The sequence below is a fragment of the Mucilaginibacter sp. 22184 genome, assembly GCF_052045695.1.
Lineage (GTDB): Bacteria > Bacteroidota > Bacteroidia > Sphingobacteriales > Sphingobacteriaceae > Mucilaginibacter.
The window spans coordinates 221095-239981 of sequence record NZ_JBQEPI010000006.1 but is presented as its reverse complement, the minus strand read 5'-3'; the positions used below and the strand labels follow the sequence as shown (position 1 = coordinate 239981).

Annotated in this window: 12 protein-coding genes; all 12 read left to right on the top strand. The window is 42.5% G+C overall.

Annotated features, from left to right (window positions below):
- Positions 1–19: 19 nt before the first annotated feature.
- The 12 genes from ACTJKG_RS15035 to ACTJKG_RS14980 all read left to right on the top strand — a co-directional run bounded on the left by ACTJKG_RS15035 (position 20) and on the right by ACTJKG_RS14980 (position 18879).
- Complete coding sequence (locus tag ACTJKG_RS15035) at positions 20–787, top strand: PoNe immunity protein domain-containing protein (RefSeq protein ID WP_172337331.1); 768 nt, start codon at positions 20–22, stop codon at positions 785–787.
- Between the two features lie 614 nt (positions 788–1401).
- Positions 1402–2406, top strand: a complete 1005-nt coding sequence (locus ACTJKG_RS15030) for a LacI family DNA-binding transcriptional regulator (protein ID WP_172337330.1) — start codon at positions 1402–1404, stop codon at positions 2404–2406.
- 256 nt (positions 2407–2662) lie between these two features.
- On the top strand, positions 2663–5851 hold the full coding sequence (locus ACTJKG_RS15025) for a SusC/RagA family TonB-linked outer membrane protein (protein WP_440739690.1): 3189 nt from the start codon (positions 2663–2665) through the stop codon (positions 5849–5851).
- A gap of 21 nt (positions 5852–5872) precedes the next feature.
- Complete coding sequence (locus tag ACTJKG_RS15020; RefSeq protein WP_172337328.1) at positions 5873–7693, top strand: RagB/SusD family nutrient uptake outer membrane protein; 1821 nt, start codon at positions 5873–5875, stop codon at positions 7691–7693.
- Between the two features lie 67 nt (positions 7694–7760).
- On the top strand, positions 7761–8966 hold the full coding sequence (locus ACTJKG_RS15015; RefSeq protein ID WP_440739689.1) for a glycoside hydrolase family 172 protein: 1206 nt from the start codon (positions 7761–7763) through the stop codon (positions 8964–8966).
- A 304-nt stretch (positions 8967–9270) separates the two neighbouring features.
- Positions 9271–11112, top strand: coding sequence for a sodium:solute symporter family transporter (locus ACTJKG_RS15010; protein ID WP_440739688.1), 1842 nt, complete (start codon positions 9271–9273; stop codon positions 11110–11112).
- Positions 11113–11150: 38 nt separating this feature from the next.
- Positions 11151–11966, top strand: a complete 816-nt coding sequence (locus ACTJKG_RS15005) for a glutamine amidotransferase (protein WP_172337325.1) — start codon at positions 11151–11153, stop codon at positions 11964–11966.
- A complete protein-coding gene (locus ACTJKG_RS15000; RefSeq protein WP_172337324.1) occupies positions 11963–13177 on the top strand; it encodes a hypothetical protein in 1215 nt (404 codons plus the stop codon). Before ACTJKG_RS15005 ends, ACTJKG_RS15000 begins: the two co-directional genes overlap by 4 nt.
- Positions 13178–13217: 40 nt before the next feature.
- On the top strand, positions 13218–15371 hold the full coding sequence (locus tag ACTJKG_RS14995) for a hypothetical protein (RefSeq protein WP_216650669.1): 2154 nt from the start codon (positions 13218–13220) through the stop codon (positions 15369–15371).
- A gap of 7 nt (positions 15372–15378) precedes the next feature.
- On the top strand, positions 15379–16557 hold the full coding sequence (locus tag ACTJKG_RS14990) for a glycoside hydrolase family 172 protein (protein WP_440739687.1): 1179 nt from the start codon (positions 15379–15381) through the stop codon (positions 16555–16557).
- 10 nt (positions 16558–16567) lie between these two features.
- Positions 16568–17737 (top strand): glycoside hydrolase family 172 protein, encoded by a 1170-nt coding sequence (locus tag ACTJKG_RS14985; RefSeq protein WP_440739686.1) that lies wholly within the window; start codon positions 16568–16570, stop codon positions 17735–17737.
- A gap of 35 nt (positions 17738–17772) precedes the next feature.
- On the top strand, positions 17773–18879 hold the full coding sequence (locus tag ACTJKG_RS14980; RefSeq protein ID WP_172337321.1) for a glycoside hydrolase family 43 protein: 1107 nt from the start codon (positions 17773–17775) through the stop codon (positions 18877–18879).
- Positions 18880–18887 lie beyond the last annotated feature (8 nt).

Below are 18887 nucleotides of genomic sequence, written 5' to 3'. Positions count from 1 at the left end.
ACATAATTAATATATAAAAATGGGTTTTTTTAACAGCATATTTGGAAATTCTAAGGCCGAAACCGCGAAGCCGATAAGGGCCCAGTTTAAAGATGAGGCTTTTTTTGATTCAATGATCAAAAAGAAACAGCGTAATCTTGAAATGTATTCGGAAGATAACGCGAAACTGCAAAGCGAGAGCAAGCTTAAGCCCTATAATCATTGGATAATTGCAATGGAGTATCTTGATTTGGTATACATCAATTATTCTATGAATAACAATATTAACCAATGTTATGATGATTTTTTAAAAGCTACTGAATACTATGGAATAGGTTGGGATGCAGATGCCTTTTATGCCGATATGATCGATATGGTCTCTTTAGGTTATTTGTTAAATATCCCGGACGAAGATTTTAAAAAAGTTGTTAATTATGTGGCACAGGCTGATGAAGGATCAAGTTTTGAAGAGTGGAAACCCGATGGTTTGCTTTGGTATATCATCAACGCCAAAACCACTACAGGAAAAATACCGGATGACGTAATTTATAAAAATCTGTATAGTGAAATATTTTCATTAACCAAACTGCCTAAAGATCAGGCTGAAAAGGCCATGAAAACTTACTTGGAAAATTGGTACAAGCTGCATAAAGATGATCCATGGTATGATGCTCATAAAAAAGAACGTGCATACCGGGGGTATTGGTGCTGGGAGGCTGGTGCCGTAACTAAAATAATGGGACTTGATGATAGCAGCTATAAAGATAATCCTTATTATCCTTATGACATGGTACATTGGAAAGGCTAACTTATAATGAATATGAAATGCTTTTAGGTCGTTCATATTGTAATTATTTGATCTGTATATTTTTATCACTTAAAGAGGCAACACATTAGTGTTGCCTCTTTAAGTGATGGTCTGACCGCAGTTTCCGAACCCTTTTATAGATGACTTGAAGAAACTAGCTTCTATCGCTAATTGTGTTTAAGTACTGATGAGACTCGAAATGTTTTCGATGGAATTGGATATTAATGTAGAGTCGAACGGGCTTTTAGCAACTCACTTAAAGGTTTGTTCGCATGTCTAATATGGACTAGGCAAAAAGCATTCCTTTGTACAGTCTGGCTATCATTTTCTTATGGGCATTAAAAAAGGAAACGTCCATAATGGAATGTTCCTTCAGTGACTTGCGACTACAGTTTTCGAACTCTTCTATGGAGGGTTTGAAGAAATTAGCTTCAATAAGTGCATAATTATAATCCGAATGCCTTTCTTATCCTAATCGAATTTTTGTAATTCGCTATACTGATATCAAGCGAAAAAAAAGTAAATAAATTAATCTCTTTTTAAAGAAAAAAATTATATTTGATTATTGAATACGTATTCAGTATGTTTATGGTTCTTATTAATCACTTATAAGTTTGAATAAAAAAAATTACACTTCTCAGGATGTAGCGGAACTAGCGGGCGTTTCGCAGTCTACTGTTTCGAGAGTTTTTGCAGGTAATACCAATGTGTCCGAAAAAAAACGAAAGAAAATATTAGATGCTGCAGAAAAATTAGAATATCAGCCCAATGCCCATGCCAGGAGCCTGATCACCAGAAAAACCATGATGATTGGTATTGTTATGCGAAATATCCGAAATCCTTTTTATTCAGCTGTTTTAGAGATATTTCATAACCGTTTAGCAGCACTGGGTTATCATTTGATATTTATTAATTCAGAAAACGAAGAGATCCAGGAAAAGGAGATAACCCAATTGTTAGAGTATAATGTTGAGGGCGTGATTATTACGGATGCTTTATTATCCTCATCAGCTTCACAAAAATTTAACAGGAACGGCATTGTGGTAATTTTATTTAACCGTTATACCGAAAAGCTGGAGAGTAGTGCTGTTTTTTGTGATAATTATCTTGCTGCCAAGCAGATAGCAACATATCTTGTGGAGATGGGCCACAAGTCGTTTGCTTTTATTTCGGGCCCTTCAGACACGTCAACCACTATCGACAGATTGAAGGGCTTTAAAGAAGTGCTTGATGACAGGGGAATTAGTAACCTGGTAATTGAACCGGGCAACTATACCTATGAAAGCGGTTTTAAAGCCGCCCAGGAATTGATAACACGTAATAAGAACATTGATTGTATCTTTTGTGGTAATGATATCATAGCTCTTGGTGTAATGGACGCTATACGGGTTATCGGCTTAAAAATACCCGACGATATATCGGTCATCGGATTTGATAATATAAGGATGTCTGAGTGGCCTTCTTATTCTTTAACAACCTGGGAACAACCCTTGGAGGACATGGTTGATAGTACCGTGGAGTTAATGCTAAAAGAAATCAGCGATAAAAGTTCAGAACCGCAAGTGATCATGATGAAAGGGCACCTGGTTGTGCGAACATCTGTAAGACAAAAAAAATGACTTGGTCATTTTTTTTGTCTTTTATTTTTTTGAATACGTATTCAAAAAAATAAAAGACAAATTTTTTTTAAGACACTTTAACAGAGTAACTATATAGATAAACCATAAAAACCAAAAAGCATGAGAGAATTTGATGAAAACCCACCTTGAAACAGCTATAAACAAAGACTGCATGACGCAGTGTGGATGAACGTGTTTTAAACGATCATCTTGAGTAATTAATAAATAATACACGTATGCTAAACTTTATTAATTTATGCGAATTTCTACAAAACCGGGGGTTTTGGATCTTGAAACCCACATTAATCTAAAAGGGAGCTTTAGATATGCAAAGCACAATAATTATAAGCTTTTTTTACTTGTTATTATTTGTGCTTTATGTAACCAGGTAAGCGCCACGGTGTCTACATTTGGCGAACTAAAGAGCGCGCCAAAAACGTCAAATCCTGCATCGTTTGTGTTATCTGGTACTGTTGTTGACGAAAAGGACGAGATATTACCCGGAGCCACGGTTAAAGTAATAGGTAGTGCAAAAGGAACAATTACCGACGTATACGGCAAATTTCTGATCGAAGTTGCGAGTGAAAACGACTCAATATCCGTAACCTTTGTGGGTTATAAGACCCAACATGTTAGGGTAGGTAATCACCGCACCATGCGAATAAAGCTGGTTCCGGATGAGATAGGCCGGAAGTTAAATGATGTAGTAGTTGTGGGCTTTGGTACACAGAAAAAGGTATCAGTTACCGGAGCAGTATCAACCGTAAAGATCTCCGATCTGCAGCAGGTTTCAACACCTTCACTATCCAATGCTATAGGAGGCCGGTTGCCGGGTATTATCACGAGGCAGAGTTCTGGCGAGCCTGGTTATGACGCTTCGAGTGTATATATCCGGGGGTTTGGTACCACATCCGGAGGGCGGGCACCACTGGTACTGGTTGATGGGGTTGAGCGGGATATGAATAATCTCAATATACAGGAGGTGGAAAGTTTCTCGGTGTTAAAAGATGCTTCGGCTACAGCGGTGTATGGTATACGTGGTGCCAATGGTGTTATTCTGATCAATACAAAGCGTGGCGCCGAAGGCAGGCCAAAGGTGACATTTCGTACAGAAACGGCTATGCTGACCGCCCTGCGTCTGCCTGATTTTATCAATAGTTATGAATACGCGATATTGGCAAATGAAGCCATGGCCAATGTAGGGAAACCTGCTTTTTTTACACCAGAAGAGGTGCAAAAATATAAAAATCATTCAGATCCGTTTTTATACCCGGATGTTAATTGGATCGATGCCACCTTAAAAAAGAATACAATCCAAACCATCAACAATTTAAGCCTGCAGGGAGGTAATCAAACATTTAAATATTTCACCAATGTTGGCTACACCATCCAGGACGGTATATATAAAGAAGATCCTACCATTCCATACCCTACAAATACCAGTGTAAAACGCTACAACTTCCGTTCAAATGTTGATGTAAGTCTATCTAAAAGTTTCTCTATAGCGCTTAATGTAGGCGGTATTATATCAAATGGTAATTATCCGGGCTCAAGTGCAGGCGTTATTTATGATGCCTTAAATTATACACCCAATAACAGTTATCCTTTTAAAAATCCCGACGGTTCTATCCCCGGTAAAGGTACATTCCTATCAGAAAGTCCGTACACTCGTACAACGCAGGAAGGCTATCAAAAACAATTTCGTACCACATTACAAAGCTCTTTAGGTACAAAATGGGATTTATCTTCGCTTATTACCCCGGGATTGTCGCTTAATGGCTTGTTTTCTTATGACTACTTCAATGAAACGGACAATGTACGTCACAAGATACCCAGCACGTATCAGTACCTGGGTAAGGATACTAATGGACAGGATCAGTATAAACTGATCCAAACAGAGACTGCTTTAGGGTTTTATTATGGCAGCGCCGCTAATCGCGCGGTTTACCTCGAAGCATCGGTTAATTATGACCGTAAATTTGGTAGGAGCTCGGTAAGTGGCTTGTTATTGGGTAATAGGAGGGAGTATATTAACCTCACTGCCGGCAGTTCACTTGATAATATTCCATTCCGCAGGCAAGGTTTGGCAAGTCGGGTAACCTATGATTACGATTCCAGATATTTACTTGAATTTAACGGTGGTTACAACGGCTCAGAGAATTTTCCGCCGGGTAAACGGTATGGGTTTTTCCCATCAGGAGCTTTTGGGTGGATCATATCCAATGAAAAGTTTTGGAATAAGAAAGTGGTCAGTTCCTTGAAGATCCGGGGATCATATGGAAAAGTTGGTAACGACCAGATCGGCGGTTCGCGATTCCTGTTTCAAACCACCATTAATAAAAATGCTGACAATTATCCTTTTGGTTCCAGTCAGGCTTTCCCAACAGGAGCATTTGCCGAAAGCCGTATTGGTAATGAAGATATTAGTTGGGAAACATCAACCAAAGCCAATCTGGGTTTGGATATGGAGATGTTTAATGGCAAGGTGGTATTACAGGTTGACGCCTTTCGCGAACACCGTACCGGTATATTGCTTCAACGTCAGCAGATCCCCAGTTCGGCAGGATTTGGAGATAATATTCCTTACGCTAACTTAGGTATTGTTAACAACAAAGGCATTGACGGTAATATACAGATCAGAAACCGTACAGCCGGTGGATTTTACTATGCATTCCAGGCTAACTTTACTTATGCCCGCAATAAAATAATTGAAGACGATTCGCCGGTAAAACCATTGGCTTATCAGAACTCACGTGGACAGAGTATCGACCGGCCATATGGTTATATCGCTGTAGGGTTATTCAAAGATCAGCAGGATATCGACAATAGCCCGTCCCAAACGCAGCTACAATCCGTTATCCGTCCAGGTGACATTAAATATAAGGACCTTAATGGTGATGGTAAGATCACTCCGGATGATCAAATCTACTTTGGTTATGCCCGTAATCCCGAAATTATGTATGGTTTTGGTATAACACTGGGATATAAGAGCTTTGATATCAGTGTGTTCTTTACAGGTGCCGCCCGCTCTACCTTCTTTCTGGGAGGACGACCCGTATGGGCCTTTATGGATGGGGTTGGTAATTATAATGTTATTAAAGAATATTATGATAACCGGTGGATCCCGGGCGCAAATAATGCCAATGCCAAGTACCCTTCGGTTATCGATGTAAAGAATACCAACAATTATGTTACCAATTCTCTGTATGCGGCAAATGGTAATTACCTCCGACTCAAATCGGCCGAAATAGGTTACAATATACCTAAAAGCTTTTCCCAAAAGCTTGGGATAAGTAATGCGCGCTTTTTTGTGAACGGTACCAACTTATTGCTTTGGGATCATTTGAAGGTGATTGATCCGGAGCAGGATAACAGTAATGGCGTGAGTTTCGGGGGATATCCCCAGGTACGAACACTCAACTTAGGCCTGCAGGTTACTTTTTAAACACATTTAATTAATAGTATTATGAAATTACTTGTAAAATCAGTTATGATCACGTTGTTGCTTTTTGTAGTAGCATCCTGTAAAAAAGATTTTTTGAATAAAGCGCCTGATGATGACCTGACTATTGATAAGGTTTTTGCTAACCGCGATTATGCACAGAGTTTCCTGAGCAACATTTATGCTTCCTTACCAAAAGAGCATAGGCAGGTCGACAACGATACCAAAGGTAACCCTTACATAGGTGCATCTGATGAGATGGATCAGTTTTACGCCATCTCTTTTTCAAACAGCATGAACGCGGGTTCGTGGAACCCAACATCTTATAGCAATAATATCCCTGATCCGTGGACTGAGAATTATAACGCCATTCGTAAAACCAATATTTTTATTGAAAACATTGATAAGGTACCACTTGACGACTTTTTTACAGATGCATTAAGGTCAAGATTAAAAGGAGAAGCTATTTTTCTGCGCGCGTACTTTCATTTTTTATTGATCAGGGTTTATGGTCCTGTACCTATTTCAGATCATACGGTATCACTTTCTGCCGATCTGAAAGCCATTCGCCGTGATCCGATCGATAAATGTGTTGCTTTTATCACATCAGAATGCGATAAAGCCGCTGCGTTACTCCCTGCACGTATTACCTCTGATGCCGAATATGGTAGACCTGCAAAATCTGTTTGCCTAGCTTTAAAGGCGCGTACCTTGCTTTATATGGCCAGTCCGCTATGGAACGGAAACCCGGATTATACTGGCCTGGTTGACGATAAGGGTACTCATTTATTTCCGGCTTTTGCTGCCTCACGCTGGCAGGACGCCGCCAATGCAGCCAAAACCTGTATCGATCAGACAGAAGCGGCTGGGTATGGACTTTATACCTCGGCAACAAATGATCCGGTAAAAAACTACCAGGAGATATTTTATGTAAACAACAACAAGGAAGCATTTTTTTCCTACAACGCGGGTTTGTTTAATGATCATGATGTGTATAGTGAACCACTGAGTTTACTTGGGTTTACCTTGAACGCCCCAACGCAGGATCTGGTTGATGATTACGAGATGGCCAATGGCACGCGACCCATAACCGGATATAATGCCGATCATACTCCAATCATCAACCCGGAGTCTGGCTATACGGAAACAGGTTTTACAACGGAAGCTGACCCTGGTGGAAAGTATGTAGCAGGCACCAGTAATATGTATGTCAACCGTGATCCTCGTTTTTATGCTACCATTCACTTCTCAGGTGATATATGGAAAACCCGCACACAGGGACTGGAATTTTGGTTTAATGGCGCCGATGGTAAAAAGGCCGCGGGTTCGGGCAATTATTCCAAAACCGGGTATCTCGTAAAAAAATTGTGTAACCCCAGTTTTGTCTGGAGACCGGTAGTACAATCGGTATTACGTACCTGGGTTCTTTTCAGACTGGGCGAACAGTATTTGAATTACGCGGAAGCCTTGAATGAAGCGCAGGGGCCAGTAGGCGACGTTTACCGTTATGTCAACCTGATCAGGGCTCGCTCCGGTATGCCAGGATTACCAGCAGGCCTTTCGCAAAGTGATATGCGAGAGCGTATCCATCATGAACGTCGCATTGAACTGGCATTTGAAACACAACGTTATTTTGATTGCCACCGTTGGAAAATAGCCGAACAAACCGATAATACTTATATCTATGGTATGAATATTCAGGCAGGCGCATCAAAAACAGACCCCGCCTTTTTTGTAAGAACAATAGTAGAGAAACGCGTTTTTGAAAAGAAACATTACCTATGGCCAATGCAGAAGCGCGAAACAGATAAAAATCCCAATCTGGTACAAAACCCGGGTTGGTGATTGTTTAGTTGGTTAGTTTAATACCGGGGGCGAGCCCCGGTATTATTTGACTTAATAAAATTTATATATGAATAAATCATTTGGAATAACCGCAGTATTGTTAATAGTTAGCTTTTACACAGTTGAGGTAAAAGCGCAGCAGCTTTATGAGTTGCCAGCAGATGCAGAAGCCCGTTGGGTAAGTTTCGAGAATCGCTCCGGTGATAAGGGCAGGGGAGCCATGGAGAATAAAGGCGGTAAAGGCCATCCCAGCGAATGGATAAATGCCGGCCAAAGTGTCACTTTGCTTGATTTTGACGGTGCTGGTATTATCAACCGCATCTGGATGACCATTATTGACCGTAATCCTGAGGCTTTACGTGCTATTCATATAGAAATGTATTGGGATAAAGCCACAAAACCAGCGGTATCGGCTCCGTTGGGGGATTTTTTTGGTGTGGGTTTAGGACGAATGGCCGCTTTTCAAAGTGCGTTGTTTACTAATCCTGAAGGTAAATCATTCAATTGTTACATCCCTATGCCTTTTAAAACACATGCCCGGATCGTGCTGATTAATGAATCAAAACAAAACCAACTGCTATTTTATGATGTGGATTTGACCAAGGTAAAGAAGCACCTCAAAAACATAGCTTATTTTCATGCTTATTGGAGCAATAATAAAGGCGTAGAATTAGGCCAGGATTTTGAGATATTACCCCGGGTAAATGGTAAAGGCAGGTATTTGGGGGCAAATATTGGTGTAATAGCTGATAAAATATACGGAGATACCTGGTTTGGTGAAGGTGAAGTAAAAACCTATCTTGACGGTGACAATGAATATCCCACTTTAGCTGGTACCGGTACGGAGGACTATATTGGCTCGGCATGGAACCTTGGACCATTTTCGCAATTATATCAGGGTGCAACGGTTGTTGACAAACAGAAGAAGCAATTTGCTTTTTACAGGTATCATATACCTGATCCAATATACTTTCATACCGATTGCCGTGTAACCATACAACAAATAGGAGGGGCTGGGCGCGACCTGATCAGGGCAATAGTCAAAGCCGGGGGGAAGGCGAAGCCCATATCGGTAGGAACGTCAAGAAGTTTAACCAAATTATTGGATGACCCTGCTTATCCAGATCTTTTTGATGATAAATTCCCTGCAGATGAATGGGTGAATTTTTACAGGGTTGATAACTATTCGGCGACTGCATATTTTTATCTGGATAAGCCCGAAAGCAACCTACCACAACTGGCTCCATTGGTCGAAAGGATAAAGGGGGTATAAAAAGTGAATTTATTTTGATCAGCTATTGGAATGTTAATTGGAAAATTTTAAATTTGAATACGCATTCAAAATGTCCAGATCAAAAAAGTTGTGGATATTGAGATTCTATTCATCGCCGTAAAGCTCAAAACCTAAATATAAATAATGTTAAGATAATAATGCTTCTAATACCGGTATTGATGAATGATATAATAAATAAAAATGACTACGTATTCATGTTTGATTTTTTAGATAGGAGATGGTGGATTGAAAACTTTTTCAGCCAATATGTAATTATCAATCCAGACCAAATTAATAAATCTATATGAACTGGGATCAATTGGATGTTTGGATAGTTGCAGTATACCTGGTACTGATGTTTGGCTTGTCGCTGTGGCACCGGCGATTTGCATCGGCCAATCTCGAAAACTTTTTTCTGGGCGGGCGAAAGATCCCCGGCTGGTTGAACGGGATATCTTATACCGCAGCCCTGGTTAGCCCTGATGCAGCAACAGGTTATGGTGGTTTGGCTTTGGTAACAGGATCCTTTATATCCTGGTGGTATTTAAGCCGGTTTGGTTTGGCCTTGTTCATTGGAGGTGTGCTGTTTGCGGTTTTCTGGCGACGCCTAAACTTGTTTACCTCTCTGGAGTTTTATGGATTAAGATTTCCAGCCCGCGCGGCGTCAGCTATGCGGATATGGATAGCAATACGTACATCATTAATAGCAATGCCTGCCTGGACAGGGATCACATTATTGGCGGCATTTAAGATCATGGGGCCGGCATTTGGGTTAACTAAAGTAGAGACATTATACTTGGTAGTTCCGGTTTCATTTCTCTTTGTTTTCTTTTCTGGCTATAAGGGTGTGGTAATCTCCAATCTGATCCAGATGAGCATTTTCTTTATCGGAACCATTACGCTGGCCGGCCTCACGCTGGCACATTTTGGCGGACCTGTAGCTATGACGACGGCTATTGCCCATATGTTTGGTTCAACCCACCCCGAAATGTTACAGATGATACCGCCTGTTAAGCATGATGTGTTTCCGCTGGCGGCTGCCATGGCCTGGATGTTTGGTCAAAGTATAGGCTACGGCGGCGATGCCGCGCCTATGGGAGGGGCAATGGAAGGGCAGCGAATACTCTCAACCCGAACACCGGCAGAAGCACTAACCATGTACGTAGTAGCGGCTATCACCATGTTTATTTTATTGCTGCTGGTTACACTGCCCAGTATCTCGGCCGCTGTGATCTGGCCGGAACTGCGCAATCCGGGTGCCGACCGTGAACTGGTTTATGGCCGGTTAATGAAAGAAATGCTGCCACATGGAGCCATGGGCCTGTTGGTAGCGGCTATGATGGCCGCCACGATGTCGGTAGTAGGCGATAATCTGAATTTTGGCAGTCAGGTGCTGGTAAGCGACATTTACCGTAAATGGTTTGTACGCTCGGCCAGCGAAAAACACTATATGCTGATGGGGAAAGTAGGAATGGCTATCATTATATCACTGGCTATTGCCGTGGTATTTAATGTGAGTATTATAACCGATGTAGCCATATTTATGCTGCAGCTCAGCGCTGCCGAGCTACCCGCCAATTGGGCACAATGGTGGTGGTGGCGGTTCAATGGACCGGCACGGGTAGCGGCATCATTTGGTGGGGCGATCATCTTTTGCGTTGTGGTGCTGGGGCCTAAACTGCTGTTATGGCTGGGAATTAATCAGGCACAAAAGCTGGTGTTATCCTGGTATTGGTCAACCCTGCTGGTGATGGCGTTAACTACCGTTTTGTGGGTAACCGTAGCCCTGTTTACCAAACCAGATCCGGATAAATTATTGGATGATTTTTACCAACGAGTGCATCCTTTAGGTTTTTGGAAACCATTCCGTGTAAAACACGGCTCAAAACCGCTGACCAATATTGTTAAACCCATATATCGCGGCTTGGGTATCGCGGTTATTGGCTTTGCAGCTACATCATTACTCATACAAGGACTAACAGAGGCATGGTTTGGGAATTACTACAGAAGCCTGGCAGAGCTGATAGTATCTGCCGTGTTATTCATCATATTTAAACAGACAGCCAAAGCGTATCTGGCTTATTTAACCATTCGTACGGCAGAAAATACCGAAATACAAAAAACTGTCATGACCATAATTGAATAAAATCTTTAAAAAATTAATAATCAATAGGCTATAAATTTATGAGAGCAAAAAAAGAGTTCAGATCAAAAGATGAACATGTGCTATATCTTGGCGACTGGGTATTCCACGTTGGCCCTACATTTATCGAAACCCCCTTTGGAACAGAAACAAAAGACGCCGACCTGCATTTCTACGGTGAACGCCTTACCGAAGCCCTGGAGCATCACGTTGATGTTACCCCTTTGGCCAATTGGGAACTATATCGCCTGGAACCCGGTAAGCTGGAGGAATATCTGGAGCAATCCGTTTCCCTAATCATTAGCGATGTTGAGGCCAAATGTTTCCATCTGTATCCAAGTTTTTTTGACCGTGCCAGGCGTGAAAACAAAGTAGTGACTTTTCCGGATAGGTTGACTGTGATCAAAGAGTGGATCGGTGATGGTGGCGGCATGATGATGCTGGGCGGCTGGTTATCATTCAGTGGTGTGCAGGCCAAATCGGGCTGGGGCAGGAGTACTTTGAAAGATGCTTTACCGGTTGATTGTTTGCTGATCGAGGATCTGGTGGAGTCATCAGCGGGGTTTACAGCCGAGGTTCTGGTACCCGATCATCCGGCAGTAAAAGGCTTGGCATGGGACAAATTTCCACCCATATTTGGTTATAACGAAGTAAACGAAAAACCTGAGGGACAAGTACTGGTAAGGGTAAAAGAAACCGGCCATCCGCTGGTAGTGGTGGGCGAATATGGCAAAGGCCGGGTATTAACCTATATGTCTGATCCGGCCCCGCACTGGGGGATCAATTTTGAACTGTGGGCTGATTACGACAAGTTCTGGCAGCAATCCTTAAACTGGGTTAAAAAGAAAAATAAATGACCTTATCTCCATTACTTGTCGGAACTTCGGTTACTGATATAACCCCGCCGCTTGAGGTTGGGTTGTTAACCTCCTCAGTGAACGGCACTTATGAACCATTCGAGTCTGTAAGATTGCCATTAAAGGCCCGGGTGCTAGTATTTCGTTCCGGGGCGGAATTGCTTGCTCTTATATCCGCAGATCTGCTTGCTTTAAATGATACCGCAGTTGAGGGATGGGATAATTTTAAGCAGGGTATGACAGATATTATCGATCCCGGTAAGATAATTTTCACTTATACCCATACGCACAATGCGCCCGAATCGGTAGCCTTGTCAAACTTATATCAAACAGAGATCTACCAGTTTTGGCTGGCAAAGGTTCAGTTCAGGATCAGGGAAGCCATAAAGAGCGCCTTGGTAGCCATGCAGCCATGTACACTGTCTGTTTTTTATGATGAGCTGAATGATTTTTCCATGCAACGCCGTATTAAAACGGCCGGAGGGATCGTGATGTCTGATAGCCTCCAACCCATAGCCCCGGAATTGCTTGATTTGCTTCCCGTTGATCGCCGGGTTAAAACTATTCGGTTTTATAACGAAAAAAAAGAAAGCGTAGCAACTGTGGTTCAAGCTATATGCCATCCGGTACATGAAATGTGTATGAAACATATTTCGGCCGAATTTCCTGGCGAAATGTGTAGAGAAATGGAACGTTCGACCCAAAACGGTATGCCTATGTTTTTAAATGGAGCGGCGGGTGATATTAATCCTCCATCGGTTTCTATGGGGCCAGGTTATGCCCGGGAACATGGTATCGCCCTGGCCAAAGTAGCCCAAAATGATCAAAAACTGTTGAGAATAGATAGTTCCCTTTTCGCATTTACCAATAGTAAGCTACAGCTTCCCATCAGGCCGGGTTGTGGGATAACTAATGGACGGGATGCCCTGGCCCGTTTTAGTGCTATCAGGATAGGAGAGTTAGCCATAGTTTTTTTGCCAGGTGAACCCTTTGTGGAAACGGCTCAGGATATTGAGGATGGATCCCCTTTTACCTACACCATAATCGTGGCCTATGCCGAAAACAATATCGGCTATATTCCTACGGCAGAAGCGTTTCAACTGGGTGGTTATGAGGCAGGTCCGGGTAAATGGTCATACATGGAAGCAGGAACCGACAAGGTGGTCAGTAAGGAGGCTTTACGTTTATTAAATGAATTGTATAACAAATAAATATCGGCAATAGCTGATTGAAATTGTAATGATAAAAAGCATGAAAATAAATACAACCATAAAAAGCATTATTTGGATAGGCATCCTGCTCAATGCTGCTGTTATCCAGTGTTTTGCAAAAGGTAAGGATCTGTATTTCTATTGCAACGAAAAAAATGATCTCTTTCAATTGCTGAAGCGCGAAGGCTTCAACGTAAAGAAGTACAATACACCACAAGCTGCTGTAAATGCAGCTACCCGTGAATCAGGAGTATTTATTATTGCCGATGCCTATCCCAAAACAGACCCCGTTAACCTGATCAATCAGCAGCTGATTGATCAGGCCCAAAAAAAAGAACTTAAATTATATGTGGAATATCCCTCTGCGTTTCCTGGTTTAACTATACCTGCACAACCTGTTGAAACTCATTTGGAACGTGCCGTTGTAACTGAAGATGTTTTTGGTGAAAATTTAAAACCAATGGCGTTGTTTGCTGTACAAAACAGCTATATTTTACCCGTTGAAATAAACAACCCCCTCATTGTTTTAGCCAAAGTAGTAGGTTTTGATAAAGCCGAATACGGATTAAAAGATACCAAAACTTATCCATTGCTTTTTGAGCGAAATGGTGTGTTGGTAAGTATGACAGGCCTCAGCAATTTTGAAACAGGCCGCTACGGCCCACAGAAAGCTGTAAAAACAGTTTGGAGATACATACTTGCCCATACAATTGGTAAGCAGAATGTTAACCTGGACAAATGGCTGGAAGATGTAAAACCCATGTTTGATCGTGAAGACCGGTTACCTGCAGACGCTCGTTTAACCTCTATAAAAAAAGGCGCACAGTGGTTTAATAATGGCCGTTTTTTTATCGACCAAAGCTGGAAGGCGGATTGGTTGAAACATGATGGGACCAATAATACAGTACCTATTGGTCCACCGGTGAATCAAAGCAAACTAAGTGGTGATGGAAGCCTGGGCATTATCGAGGGGCATACATCTACTATTTACTATGATGGCAGCCAGCAATACCGTTACTGGATGCGCGCTGATGTACAGGGTGAGGTAAGTATGGCTATGGCTGCCGCAGGTAATTTGCTGAACAATAACGAATATCAAACCAAATCTGCCAATCTGGTAAACTATCTGTTCAAAACCTCCAACCTGCGTGGAGGAAATAAGAATGATCCAAACAGTCCGGCTTTTGGTCTCTTAGGCTGGTCGACTCCCAATGCCACAACTTTTTATGGCGATGATAATTCCCGGGCCATCCTGGGCGCTATAGCTGCGGCATCATATCTGCATACCGATAAATGGGATAAAGAATTGACCGAGGCTATTATAGGAAATTTCAGAACGACGGGTAAACAAGGTTTCAGGGGAGAGCGGCTTGAAGAAGCGGACATTATTAAAAACGGTTGGCAATACTATTACAATCGCGATCTGGTGCATGAGTCGCCTCATTTTGAATCATGGATGTGGGCTTGTTATTTATGGTTGTATAGTAAAACAAAATATGAACCATTACTGGCTCGCACTAAAGAAGCCATTAAAATTACCATGGATGGTTATCCTGATAAATGGAAATGGGGCAGTAGTATGCAAACCCAGCGTGCCCGTATGATACTGCCGCTGGCATGGCTGGTACGTATAGAAGACACCCCCGAACACCGCCAATGGCTGGATAAAATGGTGAACGAGATACTGAAATACCAGGACGACAGCGGTGCCATACAGGAAGAATTGGGAAAAGGTAAAGGCATGTTCAAAGCCCTGAATAGTAATGCAGATTATGGAACAGATGAAGGCTCCCTTATATTTCGTAATGGCGAGAAGGCATCCTGTATGTTGTATACCTGCAACTTCGCCTTGTTTAGTTTAAACGAAGCAGCCCAGGCCACTGGTAATAAAAAATATAAAGATGCGGTTGATAAACTGTCGGATTTTTTAACCCGCATACAGGTACATAGTACCAAACATCACGATCTGGATGGTGCCTGGATGCGCGCCTTTGACTATGGCAGATGGGATTACTGGGCTTCCAACTCTGACGCAGGCTGGGGCGCCTGGTGTACATTAACTGGCTGGATCCAAAGCTGGATAGTAACCTCGCAAATACAGATTGAACAAAAAAACAGCTTTTGGGACGTAACAAAGAATTCTATCATTAAAGCCCAGGCAGATCCGGTCATTAAGCACATGTTAAAGCAATAATATCATCGTGAAAAAAAACATTTTTACTATTTTTCTCTCCATCGCATTCATTAATACTGCTGTGAATGCTCAAATTCTCAATAACGATCTGTCGGCATTGTCTCAAATACAGCAGGGTGTAACCTCAAAACGAATTAGTAGCTATGATCGCAGTGGTGGCGGTGATGATTTTATCCGGATAGCAAAGGATGAAAAAAAGACCATATTTGAAGTTAAGGGCGCTGGTATTATTAATCATATCTGGATCACCATGGCGCCCGACCCTGGCACCCTGAGCCGTAATGATGTGATCATTAAAATGTATTGGGATGGTAAGGAATATCCATCGGTATGGTCGCCCATCGGCCCGTTTTTTGGACAGGGCTGGCAGGAGTCCTACAATTACAGTGCTTTGCCGCTTTCTGCAAGCCCGGTTGAAGGGCGGGGGATGGTATGCTATTTTACCATGCCCTTTAATAATGGCGCACGGATCGAGATAGATAATCAGTCTGGGCGCAACATTGATCATTTTTACTACAGTATTGATTATGCTGCGATGGATAAACTACCTGCCAATACCGGGCGTTTTCATAGCTGGTATAATAAGCAGTTAACAGGTGCCTCCAAAACTGAAGGGGAGAATGAATGGGGTATTCTGGGTAAGCCCGGCAATAATCTCCGTGGTGAGGATAATTATGTGATTGCCGATATTAAAGGTAAGGGGCACTTTGTTGGGGTAAACTATTATGTTAATTCACCCACGCCGATGTGGTATGGCGAGGGTGACGAAATGATATTTATCGATGACCCGAAGCTACCCGCGTTAAATGGTACGGGAACTGAAGATTATTTCAATACCGCCTGGTGCCCAAAGGATATTTTCTCACATCCATATTATGGCTATCCCCGGGTAAATAATGATATAGGGTGGTTGGGACGTACCCATCTGTATCGGTTTCATATTACCGATCCACTGTATTTTAATAAGTCGTTTAAGTTCACTATTGAACATGGGCATAATAATGTACTCACGTTAGATCTGGCGAGTGTAGCCTATTGGTATCAAACTGAAGCTACTGCTGTGCCAGCCATTCCGGATGCTGCGGCCCGAAAGCCAATGCCGCTCATCAATATAGGTGACATACATCGCTGGCGTAATGAATGGCGCAAGAGTAAAGGTAATGATCCACTTTTATGGGGCAATTAAACTTATAGGTATGGAATCATTAAAATACGTTGTCGTTGCATTGCTTTTGGCCTGTGTCTCGCGGTTGCACGCTCAGGAAATGACAGATTTGACACAGATCAGACATGATGTGAGATCAAAACGTGTAAGTAGTTACGACCAGAGCGGTGATAATCACGACAATCTGCAAAATATTAAGCCCGGCGAAAAGCGGACGATATTTAATGTACAGGGTACGGGTGTCATCAATCACATCTGGATCACAATGGCACCTGAACCCCGGTTTTTGAGCCGCAACGATATTATCATCCGCATGTATTGGGACGGGAACGATTACCCTTCTGTTGAATCACCCATCGGCCCATTCTTTGGGCAGGGTTGGCAGGAATCATATCTGTTCACTTCGACGCCGTTACTGGCAACACCGATGAACGGGAATGGCCTGGTAAGTTATTTCGCGATGCCTTTTGCTAAGGGGGCGCGGATCGAGATCGAAAACCAATCGGGACAAGATATTAAGGCGTTTTATTTTTATGTGGATTACGTGGAAATGAAAAAGCTGCCTGCCAATACCGGCCGGTTCCATGCCTGGTATAACAAACAGCTTACGGGTCCGGCAGATAGTGTGGAAGACGAACACTGGATGTTTGGCCCCAACAAGCCCAACAAAACCGGAAAGGATAATTACATAATTGCCGATATTAAGGGCAAAGGGCATTTTGTTGGTGTCAATTATTACGTGCATTCGCCCACGCCTTACTGGTATGGCGAAGGAGATGATATGATTTTTATTGATGGTGATGATAAACCAACTTTAAATGGAACAGGCACCGAAGATTACTTTAATACCTCCTGGGGGGCGCCTAAAACGCCTTACAGCACACCGTATTTTGGTTACGCTAAAGTCAATAACGATATCGGCTTCCTGGGCAAGACACATATTTACCGCTTTAACATTGCCGACCCGATTTATTTTGACCGGTCGTTAAAATTCACTATTGAACACGGCAGCTCAAATGTGATGACACTTGATTTGGCCAGTGTGGCTTATTGGTATCAGGACAAAGCTGAGCGAATACCTTCCATACCCGGTGCTGCCGCACGTAAACCCATGCCTATGATCAGTCCTGTTGATATACACCGCTGGCGCAACGAATGGCGCAAAAGTAAAGGCAATGATCCAAAGCTGTGGGGTTATTAAACAGCGATCATTTTTATTCACCATACAACCTATCGATGAAAAAACAAATTAAAAGCAGGATCATACAAACCGTTAAGAATAATAGCTTACTGAAGCTGGCATTATTGGCCATATCGCTCATCATTATTTTATCCTGCACCAAAAAAAATGTTTCAAACACAACGCTCCCGTCTGGGGCGGCGGCTAAGGTAAGCACATTTAAAAATCCTTTAGTTAGTAGCGGTGCCGATCCCTGGGTAATTAAAAGCGGTAGCGTATTTTACTACATGAGCACCCAGGTATCCAATATTTCCATTACCAAAACAGCTGCAATTTCCGAATTGAGTAATGCCAGTTCAACAGTAGTATGGACCCCTCCTTCAACCGGGCCCAACTCCCGGAACATATGGGCGCCGGAACTTCATTACCTGCAGGGAAAATGGTATTTGTATTATACAGCAGGGGCATCGTCAGATCTGGGTACGCAACGTTGTTTTGTGCTCGAAAATTCATCCCCGGAACCCTTAAATGGCACATGGGCCGATAAAGGCAGACTTTTTGATCCTAATGGCGATTTTTTCGCTATTGATGGTACAGTGCTGGAATATAAAAGCAAGCTATACTTTATCTGGAGCGGGCAAATCTCTAAACAGGATATCACCCAGCGTATTTACATTGCCGAAATGGCCAATCCCTGGACACTGAAAACCGCTAAAGTACAGATCTGCATGCCCGAATACGATTGGGAGAAAAAGGGATCGGCGGTCAATGAAGGTCCTGAGGTATTACAAAACACGGCAGGGCGGGTATTCCTTGTCTACTCTGGCAGCAGTTGTAATACCGATGATTATGGACTGGGTATGCTTAGCCTCAAAGCAGATGGCGACCCTTTAAATCCGGCTGACTGGGTTAAAAGCCCGGTCCCTGTATTTAGTAAAAATATCGACAATAATGTATTTGGTCCTGGTCATAATGGCTTCTTTAAATCAAAGGATAACAAAGAAGATTGGATCATTTACCACGCCAATGCACAAAGTGGCCTGGGCTGTGGTGGATCAAGGAGCCCGAGGATACAAAAATTTACCTGGAACGCTGATGGTACTCCAGATTTTGGCATACCTGTAAGCACATTGCAAAACTTAAAAAAACCTTCGGGAGAATAATAACAAAA